Source organism: Vibrio profundi (assembly GCF_005281835.1).
Lineage (GTDB): Bacteria > Pseudomonadota > Gammaproteobacteria > Enterobacterales > Vibrionaceae > Vibrio > Vibrio profundi.
In genome coordinates this window covers 123,141-136,454 of the sequence record NZ_RZIS01000008.1, presented here as the reverse complement: position 1 = coordinate 136,454, position 13,314 = coordinate 123,141, and the positions used below count along the sequence as shown (strand labels likewise).

The window sequence follows — 13,314 nt, the reverse complement described above, 5'->3', positions numbered from 1 at the left end:
AAATTGGCGCTCTTTTTTATATTAGATTAAGCCTTGGAGTAGATGTCACGTTCACCTAGCCAACGTTCAATAATCGATTTCGCATTATCTGGGTACTGTTCGTGAATGTGGCGAGCGATACGCTGCACTTCAGGAATCAAGCGTTGATCCCTGACTAAATCGGCAATCTTGAAATCAGCTAATCCGGTTTGTTTGGTGCCCAGTAATTCTCCGGGACCGCGGATTTCTAAGTCTTTCTGAGCAATCACAAAGCCATCGTTACTTTCCCTTAGTACACCTAGTCGCTTTTGAGCCGTTTTAGATAAGGGAGAGTGATACAGAAGTACACAATGGCTTGCGACCGAGCCACGGCCGACACGGCCACGTAACTGGTGCAATTGAGCTAAGCCTAGTCGCTCCGGGTTTTCGATGATCATTAAGCTCGAATTCGGTACATCTACCCCGACTTCAATTACGGTTGTGGCAATTAATAGGTGTAGTTTGTTCTCTTTGAATTCCTGCATCACCGCTTGCTTTTCAGCAGGTTTCATTCGACCGTGAACCAAACCTATTTTCACATCAGGCAGTTTACGCTGTAGCTCTTCGGCGGTGTCCGCAGCGGCTTGCGCTTCTAACACTTCGGACTCATCAATCAGAGTACACACCCAATAGGCTTGCTTGCCTTCGTTTAAGCAGGCGTTGCGCACCCGCTCAACAATATCATCACGCTTGGTATCTGGGATCGCCACGGTTTGAATTGGCGTTCGCCCCGGGGGAAGTTCGTCAATAACTGAAGTTTCTAAATCGGCATAAGCTGTCATCGCCAGCGTTCGTGGGATCGGGGTTGCGGTCATTACCAACTGATGTGGGTAATAACCTTGCTTTGCGCCTTTTTCACGTAGCTCTAGTCGCTGGTGGACACCAAATCGATGTTGCTCATCAATGATCACTAAGCCAAGGTTTTTGAACTCGACATGTTCTTGGAATAGGGCGTGGGTGCCAACCACCATTTGCGCTTCGCCACTGGCAACACGAGCCAGTTCGGTCTCACGAGCTTTGCCTTTGAGTTTTCCTGCAAGCCAACCCACTTGAATGCCCATCGCATCAAACCAGTTAGTAAAGTTGATGGCGTGCTGTTCGGCCAATAACTCGGTCGGTGCCATCAATGCTACTTGCTGACCATGCTCTAGCGCACGAACTGCTGCCAGTGCGGCAACTAAGGTTTTACCTGAGCCTACATCGCCTTGTACTAAGCGCATCATTGGGTGCGGCTTTTCCAAGTCAGTCTCGATCTCTTGGGTCACGCGCACTTGTGCATTAGTGGGCGAAAACGGCAACTGAGCTAATAATTTCTCTTTGAGGCTATTCACCGGAGGAAGCGGCATCGCTTTGTCTTGCTGCCCTTTACTACGAACCGACAGCATCGACAGGTTTTGAGCCAATAGCTCTTCCATAATCAGGCGCAGCTGCGCTGGGTGCTTACCTTCGTCAAATTGCTCTAGATCGATGGAAGGTGGTGGCCGATGAATCGTATGCAACGCCTGACCGAGTGTAATTTGGTGATCATAAAGCCCAGAAGGAAGTAGTTCGTTGACCGCTGCTTTGTCTAATAGCGCGAGTGCTTGATCGGTCAGGTTACGCAGAGTGACTTGTCTCAACCCTTCTGTCGTTGGGTAAACAGGCGTGAGGTTTTGCTCTACATCTGGTTTTTGCCTTGGTGCAAAGAACTTGTAATCAGGATGGACGATTTCTAGCCCGATCCCCCCACGTTTTATCTCGCCGTAAGCATGGACTTGTTTCCCTTCGGCAAAGTTGTTTTTCATACCCGCTGAAAAGTTGAAGAATCGCAAGGTAATAGTGCCATTGCCATCGCTGATCTTTACCGCGAGCATTTTGCGCTTACCGAAGATGGTATCGACGCTCATGACTTTGCCTTGAACTGCCGCCCACAAACCTGCATGTAATTTAGCAATAGGATAAATACGAGTGCGGTCTTCGTAGCGTAGAGGGAGGTGGAATAGTAGATCTTGTACGTTGACGAGGCCGACTTTTTCTAACTTTTCAGCGACCTTTGCCCCAACGCCAGAAAGAGAACTGAGTGGGATAGCAGATAAAAGTTGGGACATAGAAGTGGCTCATAAACGTAATATTTATAGGCTATTCAATCATCTTACTGGATTTTTGTACAGGCGAATTTATTCGTAACCGTCAGCGTAGGGAAGGCAGCGTTAGATAAAAGAAAAGGTTGACCAAATTGGGCAACCTTTTTTTATTTTTCGGCGTTTAGTTCTTACGACGTCTGACTTTGAGTGCATGTGGCATCACACGCAGTTTCTTCATGATACTCGCAAGGTGAACACGATCTTTCGTGGTGAGCAATATCGTCACTGTGTACAAACGGCCATCACGTTCTTCGGTCGAAATACCGTGAATATTAGAGCCTGTTTTTGAAATGACACTTGTGAGTTCAGCTAATGCACCTTGGTGATTTTGTAAATCAACTTGAAGTTCAGCGGTAAACTCTTGCTCGTAATCATCAGACCATTCTACTGCCATGTACTTGTCTGGTTCCTTTTGGTAACCACGTACATTCGGACAAGTTTCACGGTGGACCACAAGGCCACGGCCTGGTGAAACGTGCGCAATAATGTGATCGTCTGGGATTGGGTGACAACAGTTTGCAAACGTCAGTAGCAGGCCTTCCGCACCGCGGATAGGTAGCTTCTTCTTCGGTTTATCGCTGGTGTGTTCCACTTCGGTAAGCTCGTCTGCATCACCTAATAGACGGCGAGCAATGACGATACTCATCAATTCGCCTAAGCCAATTGATGCCAGTAGATCTTCCAAGCTTTCTAAACGCAGGTCTGACAGTACATGACCGATGTTTTCTTCGGAAATGTCACCAATCGATAAATCACCAAGTGCGTGATTCAGCAAACGACGGCCAAGCGTAATGGACTCTTCGCGACGCATGGTTTTTAGAACCTGACGGATCTTAGTGCGGGCACGCGAGGTCACTACGTAGTTGAGCCATGCTGCGTTCGGACGAGCGCCCGGAGCACTGATGATCTCAATGGTTTGGCCATTTTTCAGCGATTTGCTGAGTGGGTAAGGGTTCATGTCGACGCGAGCGCCCACACACATGTTACCAACATCAGTATGAACGGCATAAGCGAAGTCGACGGCAGTTGCCCCAACTGGCAGCTCAACAATGCGACCTTTTGGTGAGAATACGTAAATCTCATCTGGGAACAGATCAGATTTCACGTTCTCGATGAACTCAAATGAGTTACCGGCGCTTTGCTGAAGTTCTAATAAGCTTTGCATCCAACGCTGAGCTTTGACTTGTGCTGTCGTACCTGTGCGATCACCACTGCCTTTGTAAGACCAGTGTGCGGCAACACCTTTGTCTGCCATCTGCTCCATGTCTTCAGTACGGATCTGAACTTCAACCGGAACACCGTGAGGGCCGACCATTGAAGTATGGAGTGATTGGTAGCCATTGGCTTTAGGTACGGCAATGTAGTCTTTCATGCGGCCCGGACGTGGCTTGTACAGGCTATGGACTTGGCCAAGAGCACGGTAACAAGTGTCGGCATTGTCGACGACAACACGGAACGCATAGATATCCATGATGGTATGGAAACGCTGCTCTTTGGTTTTCATCTTGTTATAGATGGAGAACAGGTTTTTCTCACGACCGACAACGCGAGCCGTTAGCCCGACTTCTTCTAGACGGCCTTCGATTTCGCTATGGATACGTTGGATCATTTCCTTACGGTTACCACGCGCAGCTTTCACTACGTTTTTGAGTACGCGATAACGGTTTGGATAAAGTGCTTCAAAGCCTAGCTCTTCTAGCTCGGTCTTGATGTTATGAATACCAAGACGATGTGCTAATGGAGAGTAGATCTCTAAAGTTTCACGTGCAATACGGCGCTTTTTATCAGGGCGAAGTGCCCCAAGCGTACGCATGTTATGAGTTCGGTCAGCTAATTTGATCAAGATAACGCGGATGTCTTGCACCATTGCGAGAACCATTTTACGGAAGTTCTCAGCTTGCGCTTCTTTGCGATCACGAAATTTAAGCTTATCCAGCTTAGAAACACCATCAACCAATTCAGCAACGGTATTGCCAAATTGCGCCTCTAACTCGTCTTTTGTAACTTCAGTATCTTCAATTACATCGTGGAGTAGGGCTGCTTGCAGCGTTTCAATATCAAGGCGCATTTCGGCCAAGATTCGAGAAACGGCAACTGGGTGGATAATGTATGGTTCACCGCTTGAGCGGGTTTGCCCTTCATGGGCATCTCTCGCTACCACATAAGATTGACGCAGAGCCTCAATTTGAGGCTCTGTTAGGTATTCTTGGGCAACGTCTTTGAGGCTATCGAATAGATACAAATTAAAGGCCCGGAAGGTTAATTAGTTTGAATAACGTTATTAACGGTTGTGAGCGATGCTGCTTACTGCTGCTAGCTCTGCAGCTTCTTGCTCTTGCTGCTCTTGACGTTCACGTGCGTCTAGTACGTCTTTAGTGATAAGACCTTCTTCGATTTCGCGAAGAGCGATAACCGTTGGCTTATCGTTCTCTTCTGGCACTAGTGAATCTTTGCCGCCAGTTTGCATTTGACGAGCGCGGCGAGCCGCAATAAGAACTAGGTCGAAACGGTTGCCAACTTTTTCAACAGCGTCTTGAACAGTTACGCGTGCCATAAGGACTCCAAATAGTTAACTAATAAATTTTAAATGACGAGAAAGTATACAAGTTTAATAAGTGACTTTCTAGATCACCGTATACATATCTCTAAGGAAAATCTAGCGAATCTAGATTACTCCGCCAATAGTGCTGTAAGCATGCCGCTGTATTTAGCCGCTTGCTTATCTTCTTTTAAACGCTCCGCACGAATGATCGCTCTGAAGTCCATTAACGCTGCGTCAAAATCATCGTTGACGATCACGTAGTCATACTCGTTGTAGTGGGAGATTTCAGATTTTGCTTCGCTCATGCGTTTCGCAATAACTTCTTCGCTATCTTGACCGCGAACGTTTAAGCGACGCTCTAACTCACCATTCGATGGTGGAAGAATGAATACGCTTTTTGCCAGTGGCATTTGTTCACGGATTTGACGAGCACCTTGCCAATCAATATCTAGAAAGACATCAATGCCTCGCTCTAGGTTTTCTTCAATCCATACGCGTGATGTGCCGTAGTAGTTACCAAACACTTCAGCATACTCAAGAAATTCATTTTTCTTGATTAGGTCTTCAAAGTGATGTTTTTCTACGAAGTGGTAGTGAACACCGTTTTCTTCACCTGGGCGCATACCGCGAGTGGTGTGCGAAACAGACACCTTCATCGCGTAGGTAGGATTGGTTTCCAGCATTGCTGAGATCAAGCTCGATTTACCTGCGCCACTAGGTGCAGATACGATGTAAAGAGTACCTTTGCCCATCTGTATGTTTCCACTGTTGGTTGGATTGAATGAAGGTGCAAACCATCATTATAAAGATAGCACTGACTCTAAGAGCTTCACCAAGTAAGACTGGCTTCTGAGTGAAATTAGGTCAGAAAAATGGAGGCGAAGAGTAGCATATTTAGTCTTGAGAGAACAACTGAGTTCGTGCGAATTTGTACTCTATATAAGAGGTAAGGATTTCGGAGCACGATATGCCATGAAGTAAACGTTTGCTTTTTTTGTGATCTAGAACGAAATACGTTGAGTTTTTAATCTAAAACCTTACAATTCGCGCAAACGATTAAATGCTGTATATATCTAATGAAATGGATTAGATGTTTCTACTACCAAGCCTATCTTGGTGACTACAGTTTTTAGTGTAGAGAACCCTCTTTTCTCACAGCATTTGAATCTTCAATTTCTTATTCTATTGCAAAGGTTTTGTTGTGAGTACCGATTCCGCCCTAAAAGCCCAGAGCGCCCCTAAAACGCTTGATTCTGTGTTTAATATTACCGAAAGAAAAACCACAATCAGTACCGAACTGTACGCGGGTTTTATTACTTTCTTAGCGATGAGCTACATCCTAGCTGTTAACCCTGCAATTTTGGGCGGCATTCCAGGAATGGATAAAGGCGCGGTATTTACTGCGACGGCGTTATCTGCCGCAATCGCAACCCTAATTATGGGCATTTGGGGTAACTACCCAGTGATGCTGGCACCGGGCATGAGCATGAATGGCTTCTTCAAAGGCATGCTATTAAGTGGTTCGGTAGCGGTACTGTGGAATGAAGCTTTATTCGGTATTTTCTTATCGGGTATTCTGTATCTTGCCTTCTCATTGACTAATATTCGTAAGTCGATGATTGAATCGATCCCCGAAGACTTAAAATTAGCGATCACCGTTTCTCTTGGCTTGTTTATCGCTTTCCTTGGTCTGAAGAACGCGGGCATTATTGTCTCTAACCCATTTGTATTGGTGGGCCTTGGTGATATTTCAGAACCACAAGTGATCATCGCTTACGTGAGCATCTTTATTGCTCTTGGCTGTATGGTTCGAGATATTAAACTGGCGACGTTTATCTCGTTCATCTCTGCGATTGTATTGACCATAGCTGCGGATATGTTCATGGGCACATCGAATGCGCCTATTCCTGATCAACTTGTCGCGATGCCACCGAGCATGGCTGGCAGCTTTGGCGCTATTTTTGATTTTTCGGCGTTCACACCAGAGAAGATGTTTGATCTGCTGTTTATCGTCATGATCTTCTTAATCGTCGATTTCTTTGATGGCTTGAGCACCATTGTTGGGGTTGGCCGTGACGCAGGTATTATCGATAAAGACGGCAAGGTACCAAATGCGAAGTCAGCGCTCGTTGCTGATGCAGGCGGAACAGTGATTGGTTCTGTTCTTGGCACCACTTCTATTACCGCATTCTCTGAATCGGGTATTGCGTCTTCACAAGGTGCGAAAACTGGTTTAGCAGCTGTGATGGTGGCTGGCTTATTCCTAGTATCCCTTTTCCTCTACCCAATTTTCTCTATCTTCTCAGCTGCAATGGTGGCGCCGGCGATGGTAGTGGTTGGTATTTATATGATTGGACGATTGGGGCAAATTAATTGGGAAAAGAAAGAGTCTCGTATCGCGGCGTTCTTTACCATTATGTTTACCGTTCTGAGTTTTTCACCTGCGAACGGCATGGCAATGGGCTTTATTAGCTACGCATTCACTATGGTGGTTGCGGGCAAAGGCAAGCAAGTACACCCGCTTATCTACGCGCTATCAGTCGTGTTCTTGGCGTACTTACTGTTGTTATAAGTTTGACTTGGATGCGTAAATCAACGCATCAATGACACTAGATAAATGGCTCGCCTAACAGGTTGAGCCATTTTTTATTGTGTTCAGTTAATATCTCGATACACTATTTTTTCGATTCGTAATTGTTGAATAGAGACCATGCCTTCTCATCTACCTAAGGCTTTTAGTAAGCCATTCTTAAAAATATTTTACTCCCTTGAAGCTGTGCTCTTGGTGGCTATCACGCTGGCAACCTTGTTCGCGATGGTCGAAGAATTCATGCATGTCTTTTCAGAAAGACGCGTTCAGTTGACCGACATTCTGTTGATGTTTATTTATCTCGAAGTGTTAGCCATGGTTCAGCAGTTTGTGGTCAATGGTAAAATCCCGGTTCGATACCCCATCTATATTGCAATGATGGCGATCGCCCGTTATATCACCTTAGGTATGAAAGAGTTGGATGCGGTGTTGGTGGTATGGCTATCTGTCGCAGCATTTATTTTAGCGGCGGCGACCTTGTTGATCCGAGTGGGGCACCATTACTGGCCTTATGTCGATCGCAAAACCAATCAGCCAGATGAGTAGTAAAGTCTCAGCTTGTGTATTCGAAAAGACAGACTGATTGTCTCGTTAAAAAATAGGGTGGTTTCCTATTTCTAGGTGGTTTTTATTCTTTCTAAGAATGGAGAGCTAAAGGTTTATTTTATTATCAACCTAAAATAAACCTTTACAAAGTACCAGAATCAAACAATAATGGCGTCGCTCTGTTGTTCAGAGTTATTAAATGAAACATCCAGTTGTAAAAGTAAAGCCCTCAGAATTCCTTCGTTATTGTTGTTGTCCTCAGTGTTTCCCTTAGCTTCATAGATACATTAAATAATTCAAGCTCTCAGCGCATCGCATTATTCTTGCGATTAATTTTTATTTTATATAAGGGACACAACATGTCTAATAAAACAAACGGCGTAGTAAAATGGTTTAACGAAGAGAAAGGTTTTGGTTTCCTAACTCAAGACAACGGCGGTGCTGACGTATTCGTTCACTTCCGTGCAATCGCTTCTGAAGGTTTCAAGACTCTTAAAGAAGGCCAACAAGTGTCTTTCGAAGTAGAGCAAGGCCAAAAAGGTCTTCAAGCTGCAAACGTTGTAGCTCTATAAGATTTAAGTAGACGCAAGTGGTCGATGACTGCTTGCGTCACTTTACCCATATCTAAATTTATATTTATAACACCTCGCGAAAATATCCAACATTCCCCCTCATACTTATTGTATTTGTCGTTACGTTTCTTATTTACTTCGTTTTATAAATAAAATTATTAATGCATATCACTAGTGGTATTTTAAATATACTACGGATTCGTTATATCTAGCGAAAATAAATAAGGAATATTATGTCTCGTTCTATTGGTCGTAAACTTTTTTGGTTTCAGCAAAAAAGACAAAAACAAATAATTAATAAGAAGTAGGGAAAATATGAAGATTACCTTTAATCTATTTAAAGATAACCTCGCATGGGATTGTATAATTCATCAGCTTAATAGTGATGTTTTGAGGCGCCATGTGTTAGTGAATGGAAATGTTGATGGCGTTAATGTGAAATTTTCGTATTGTGAAGCGACGTCTACAGGCAGCATTACAGATCAACATGACAGCATGTTGGGTAGTTTTAGCATTTTTGCGTAACAGCTCAGTATCGTTTACACCTACAGGCTTTCCCCTCCCCTCGTACACAATGACTAATATCGCTTAAAGTTGGCTATTGGGATTCCCTAACCACCTTCATTTTTATCTGAATTTTGGAATAAACAGGCTCGTTAAAACCAATAAAAAGCCCCTAAAATTGAGGCTTTCGTTATTTAGACAAAGTGACTTAGATACTATTCAATGTTTTGAATTTGCTCACGCATTTGCTCGATAAGTACTTTTAACTCAACACCAGACGCTGTGATGTCTGTGCTGATAGATTTTGACGCGAGTGTGTTTGACTCACGGTTGAACTCTTGCATCATGAAGTCTAGCTTACGGCCACATGCGCCGCCTTTCTTCAATACGGCATTTGCTTCTTTTACGTGAGAGTCGAGACGATCTAGCTCTTCAGCTACGTCAGATTTCTGCGCAAGTAGGATAAGTTCTTGCTCAACACGCGAACCTTCAAGCTCAATCTTTGCTTCTTCAAATTTGTTTAGTAGACGCTCACGTTGCCATTCTAGGATCTCCGGCATACGTACACGAACTTTTACCACTTCTTCTGTGATCGCTTCCAAGCGCTGAACAATCAAGGCTTTCATGTTCTCGCCTTCACGAGCACGAGCATCAATGAACTCACCAATGGCATCGTTAAATGCGTTGAGTAGATCTTTGTTGATGGCATCCATGTCTTGCTCTGGTGTTTCCATCACACCTGGCCAGTTCATTACTTGGAACGGGTTCAAGCGGCTTTCTTCGCCAGTCATGGTCATTACTTGATTCGCGGCGTTGATCACCTGCTGAGCTAAACCTTCGTTGATGCTTAGTTCACCTTTCGCCGCTGGGTTTGCTTCAAAGCGCAGGTTACATTCAACCTTGCCGCGAGCCAGGCGCTTACGAAAACGCTCACGTAGAATTGGCTCTAAACCACGGAACTGTTCTGGCATACGAAAGTAAGTTTCTAGGTAGCGTTGGTTTACACTACGGATTTCCCATACCGCGGTACCCCAATCGCCTTTTACTTCTTTGCGAGCGTACGCCGTCATACTATAAATCATCGAATTTTCCTGTCTTTAATCATTCTGAAAATAACGCGCGGCAATAGTAGCATAGTTTCAAACTCGGAGTGAGCGGGGGACTAAGTGACGGCTTCCCCCATAGCTTTACGCGACCACTTCCTATATAATCTCGCCCCAATAAAATCCGTCTCACCCCCTTCCATTAGGTTACTTTTCCGTTGGATAGATAATTAAGGTAGATGCCATGCGTCCCAATGACCGCGCTGTAGATCAAGTACGTCCAATCAAAATTACTCGTAATTACACTGCTTATGCTGAAGGTTCAGTATTAGTGGAATTTGGTAACACCAAAGTTTTATGTAATGCGTCTGTAGAAGAAAACGTGCCACGTTGGTTACGAGGCCAAGGCAAAGGTTGGGTGACAGCTGAATACGGAATGCTGCCACGTGCAACTCATACCCGTAACCGTCGCGAAGCCGCGAGCGGTAAGCAAGGCGGTCGTACGATGGAAATCCAACGCTTGATTGCGCGTAGCCTACGTGCAGTAGTAGACCTAAAAGTGCTGGGTGAAGTGATGATCACTGTCGATTGTGACGTGATTCAAGCTGATGGCGGTACTCGTACTGCAGCGATTTCTGGTGCAAGCGTTGCAATGGCAGATGCGATTCAGCATTTACTGGATAACGGTAAGCTGAAGAAGAATCCAATGAAAGGTCATGTAGCAGCGGTATCTGTTGGTATCGTGGGTGATGAAGCACTATGTGATTTAGAGTATGTTGAAGATTCAAATGCTGATACCGATATGAACGTTGTTATGACGGAAGGCGGTAAGATGATTGAGATTCAAGGTACCGCAGAGGGCGAACCGTTCAGCCATGATGAGCTAATGCAGCTATTGGCCCTGGCGAATAAGGGCATTGCCGATATTGTTGAAGCGCAGAAAACAGCGTTGGCCGACTAGTCATTTTTAATAGCTCCCAAATTGGGGGCTATTTTTTTGTCTGTAAAACCCGAAAGGGGAGTGCAGAGCGTAAGTTAAGTTTTATTGAGTAAACATAGAGGATGAGCATGAAAGCATATCAACGTGAATTTATTGAATTTGCACTAGAGAAAGAAGTACTTAAGTTTGGTGAGTTTACTTTAAAGTCTGGCCGTAAGAGCCCTTACTTCTTCAATGCTGGATTGTTTAACACAGGCCGTGACCTAGCGCGCTTGGGGCGTTTCTACGCAGCAGCATTAGCAGATTCTGGTATCGAGTTTGATGTGTTGTTTGGCCCTGCATACAAAGGTATTCCGATCGCAACGACAACAGCGGTTGCACTGGCAGATCACTACGATGTAGACACGCCTTACTGTTTTAACCGCAAAGAAGCAAAAAATCACGGTGAAGGTGGCAACCTAGTCGGTAGTGCCCTAGAAGGTCGTATCATGCTGGTGGACGACGTAATCACAGCAGGTACTGCAATTCGTGAATCGATGGAAATCATCCAAGCGAACGGTGCAGACTTAGCGGGCGTATTAGTCGCGATTGACCGCCAAGAGAAAGGCAAGGGTGAGTTGTCTGCGATTCAAGAAGTTGAACGTGACTTTGGCTGTGCAATTATTTCAATCGTTAGCCTAACTGATCTGGTGACTTTCCTAGAAGAGAAAGGCACAGATGCAGCGCACCTAGAAGCAGTAAAAGCCTACCGCGCTGAGTACGGCATCTAATATTACTGATTGAACTAAAAAAGGCTTACCAATTGGTAAGCCTTTTTTATTCGTGAAGAATCGCTATTTGTAACGAATGCCTTTGGGCTGGTTTGGATCTTCCATGGTTTTATAGCGTTTATGTAGCCACATCCATTGTTCTGGTGCGCGCAGAATGATTTTCTCTACGTAGGTATTCATGTACGCCGCAGCCGCTTTTTGATCTTTTTGTGGGTAATCGCCTTCAATGCATTCATCGGCGATGATTTCGTACTTGCCGTCTTCATTTCTAAACCCTGAACCAGGGATAATCGAACATTTACTGGTATACGCAAGAATGCTGGTTCCCGTTGTCGTGCAGGCGTCTTGGATTGCAAAGAAAGGAACAAATACAGATTTATTTGCGCCATAGTCGTGATCTGGCAGATAAAATAAAATCTCGCCTTGGCGAAGGACTTTGATCATTCGCTTTAAATCACGGCGTTCAATCAAGATATTGCCGTTACGAGTTCGACCGCGGTATTGGACAAATTCGTAAGCAGGGTTAGAGTGCGGACGATAGGCGCCATAGCCAGGGAAGCCCAAAACACCAGCTGCACGGGCAGTGATCTCTAAGTTCAGCGCGTGTACACAACACAACAATACCCCTTTACCATCCGCGTGCTTGTCACGGATCGCCTGAGTATCTTTGTCTATGAGAATGCGCTTGAAACGCCATGTCGGCCAAAACCAAGTAATGCCGGTTTCGATTAACGCCATCCCTGTATTTTTGAAGTTCTCTTCGACGATATGCGCCACCTCTTGCGGTGACTTTTCTGGAAAAGCGAGCTCTAAGTTTCTAGTGGCGATGTGCACTCTCTTCTTACCTAGGCGCATGCCTAATTTACCGAGATTACGGCCTAAGAAGTACAACATTTGATAAGGCAATACATTGACGATGAAGGCAAGTAGCCCGAACCCGAACCATACCCCCCAATATTTAGGGTGTAATAAGGAAAGGGTAAAAGGTGGTTTTTCAACAACGTGATTACTCGACATAACAGCTACCTACTCACGATTACTGGATTTGAGCGCTGAGAAGAGCCCAGTACGCGTCAAAGTTCTCAGTTGGTTGGTATTTAAAATCAGATCGAACAAAACGATTCAAACTTCCCTCTACCTGGCCAAGCAATTGAGCGGCTAAGATTTTCTCATCAACAGGGAAGGATTTACCTTCACGCAGTTTTCTTTCTCTAAGGATTTGACGAAGTTGGGTTTCGATACGTTCAAATAGTTGGTTGATACGCTCGCGCAAGCGTTCATTTTCAAACATAAGGGCGTGGCCAGAAAGAATACGGGTTAATCCTGGGTTTCTTTCTGAGAAGGCTAAAATGAGTTGGAGGACTAAGCGAATACGCTCAAGTGTGTCTTTTTCTTCATCGAGAATGCGGTTGATACGAGACATCAAAGCTTCTTCGATGAATTCGATCAGGCCTTCAAACATGCGAGCTTTGCTTGGGAAGTGACGGTAAAGAGCAGCTTCAGAAACACCCACCTGTTTCGCTAGTTTCGCGGTGGTAATACGTGAAGCACCTTCGGTTGACTCTAGCATTTGTGCTAAAGCTTGAAGGATTTCCTCACGACGGTTTGATTTTCTTGTACCAGCCATCTATTTACTTCCTTTCCTAAAGATGATGAATGAGCGCGG

12 protein-coding genes and 1 riboswitch are annotated in these 13,314 nt (G+C 44.9%); of the genes, 5 read left to right on the top strand and 7 right to left on the bottom strand.

Features of this window, described 5'->3' with window-relative positions:
• Positions 1 to 26 precede the first annotated feature (26 nt).
• The 4 genes from recG to gmk form a co-directional block, all read right to left on the bottom strand.
• Complete coding sequence (gene recG / locus ELZ11_RS18240) at positions 27 to 2,105, bottom strand: ATP-dependent DNA helicase RecG (RefSeq protein WP_137358811.1); 2,079 nt, start codon at positions 2,103 to 2,105, stop codon at positions 27 to 29.
• Positions 2,106 to 2,262: 157 nt separating this feature from the next.
• Positions 2,263 to 4,383: a bifunctional GTP diphosphokinase/guanosine-3',5'-bis pyrophosphate 3'-pyrophosphohydrolase gene (gene spoT, locus ELZ11_RS18235; protein ID WP_137358810.1), complete on the bottom strand. Its 2,121-nt coding sequence runs from the start codon at positions 4,381 to 4,383 to the stop codon at positions 2,263 to 2,265.
• Between the two features lie 39 nt (positions 4,384 to 4,422).
• On the bottom strand, positions 4,423 to 4,695 hold the full coding sequence (gene rpoZ / locus ELZ11_RS18230; RefSeq protein ID WP_137358809.1) for a DNA-directed RNA polymerase subunit omega: 273 nt from the start codon (positions 4,693 to 4,695) through the stop codon (positions 4,423 to 4,425).
• A 116-nt stretch (positions 4,696 to 4,811) separates the two neighbouring features.
• A complete protein-coding gene (gene gmk / locus ELZ11_RS18225; protein WP_137358808.1) occupies positions 4,812 to 5,435 on the bottom strand; it encodes a guanylate kinase in 624 nt (207 codons plus the stop codon).
• 291 nt (positions 5,436 to 5,726) lie between these two features.
• A riboswitch (purine riboswitch) is annotated at positions 5,727 to 5,826 on the top strand.
• Positions 5,827 to 5,884: 58 nt separating this feature from the next.
• Here gmk and ELZ11_RS18220 point away from each other — a divergent pair.
• From ELZ11_RS18220 to cspE, 3 genes are all read left to right on the top strand, one after another.
• Complete coding sequence (locus ELZ11_RS18220; protein ID WP_137358807.1) at positions 5,885 to 7,255, top strand: NCS2 family permease; 1,371 nt, start codon at positions 5,885 to 5,887, stop codon at positions 7,253 to 7,255.
• Between the two features lie 138 nt (positions 7,256 to 7,393).
• Complete coding sequence (locus ELZ11_RS18215) at positions 7,394 to 7,819, top strand: phosphate-starvation-inducible protein PsiE (RefSeq protein ID WP_137358806.1); 426 nt, start codon at positions 7,394 to 7,396, stop codon at positions 7,817 to 7,819.
• 359 nt (positions 7,820 to 8,178) lie between these two features.
• Entirely contained in the window at positions 8,179 to 8,391 is a 213-nt protein-coding gene (gene cspE, locus ELZ11_RS18210) for a transcription antiterminator/RNA stability regulator CspE (RefSeq protein WP_004735656.1), read from the top strand.
• Between the two features lie 719 nt (positions 8,392 to 9,110).
• Here cspE and ELZ11_RS18200 read toward each other — a convergent pair.
• Entirely contained in the window at positions 9,111 to 9,977 is an 867-nt protein-coding gene (locus ELZ11_RS18200) for a YicC/YloC family endoribonuclease (RefSeq protein WP_137358804.1), read from the bottom strand.
• 205 nt (positions 9,978 to 10,182) lie between these two features.
• On the opposite strand from ELZ11_RS18200, the gene rph reads away from it, so the two are divergent.
• Together rph and pyrE are read left to right on the top strand one after the other, a co-directional pair.
• Positions 10,183 to 10,899 carry a ribonuclease PH gene (gene rph, locus ELZ11_RS18195; RefSeq protein WP_137358803.1) on the top strand — a complete coding sequence of 239 codons (717 nt, stop codon included), beginning with the start codon at positions 10,183 to 10,185 and terminating at the stop codon, positions 10,897 to 10,899.
• Positions 10,900 to 11,006: 107 nt separating this feature from the next.
• Positions 11,007 to 11,648, top strand: coding sequence for an orotate phosphoribosyltransferase (gene pyrE / locus ELZ11_RS18190; RefSeq protein WP_137358802.1), 642 nt, complete (start codon positions 11,007 to 11,009; stop codon positions 11,646 to 11,648).
• A gap of 63 nt (positions 11,649 to 11,711) precedes the next feature.
• Here the strand turns inward: pyrE and ELZ11_RS18185 are convergent, their stop codons facing one another.
• On the bottom strand, positions 11,712 to 12,665 hold the full coding sequence (locus tag ELZ11_RS18185) for a Kdo(2)-lipid IV(A) acyltransferase (RefSeq protein ID WP_137358801.1): 954 nt from the start codon (positions 12,663 to 12,665) through the stop codon (positions 11,712 to 11,714).
• A gap of 19 nt (positions 12,666 to 12,684) precedes the next feature.
• Entirely contained in the window at positions 12,685 to 13,275 is a 591-nt protein-coding gene (gene slmA / locus ELZ11_RS18180) for a nucleoid occlusion factor SlmA (protein WP_137358800.1), read from the bottom strand.
• Positions 13,276 to 13,314 lie beyond the last annotated feature (39 nt).

Bases quoted from the DNA above. Each gene is read 5' to 3' on its own strand.
- cspE (WP_004735656.1), top strand. From the start codon at position 8,179: ATGTCTAATAAAACAAACGGCGTAGTAAAATGGTTTAACGAAGAGAAA.
- pyrE (WP_137358802.1), top strand. From the start codon at position 11,007: ATGAAAGCATATCAACGTGAATTTATTGAATTTGCACTAGAGAAAGAA.
- ELZ11_RS18185 (WP_137358801.1), bottom strand. From the start codon at position 12,665: ATGTCGAGTAATCACGTTGTTGAAAAACCACCTTTTACCCTTTCCTTA.
- slmA (WP_137358800.1), bottom strand. From the start codon at position 13,275: ATGGCTGGTACAAGAAAATCAAACCGTCGTGAGGAAATCCTTCAAGCT.
- rph (WP_137358803.1), top strand. From the start codon at position 10,183: ATGCGTCCCAATGACCGCGCTGTAGATCAAGTACGTCCAATCAAAATT.
- rpoZ (WP_137358809.1), bottom strand. From the start codon at position 4,695: ATGGCACGCGTAACTGTTCAAGACGCTGTTGAAAAAGTTGGCAACCGT.
- ELZ11_RS18200 (WP_137358804.1), bottom strand. From the start codon at position 9,977: ATGATTTATAGTATGACGGCGTACGCTCGCAAAGAAGTAAAAGGCGAT.
- recG (WP_137358811.1), bottom strand. From the start codon at position 2,105: ATGTCCCAACTTTTATCTGCTATCCCACTCAGTTCTCTTTCTGGCGTT.
- gmk (WP_137358808.1), bottom strand. From the start codon at position 5,435: ATGGGCAAAGGTACTCTTTACATCGTATCTGCACCTAGTGGCGCAGGT.
- ELZ11_RS18215 (WP_137358806.1), top strand. From the start codon at position 7,394: ATGCCTTCTCATCTACCTAAGGCTTTTAGTAAGCCATTCTTAAAAATA.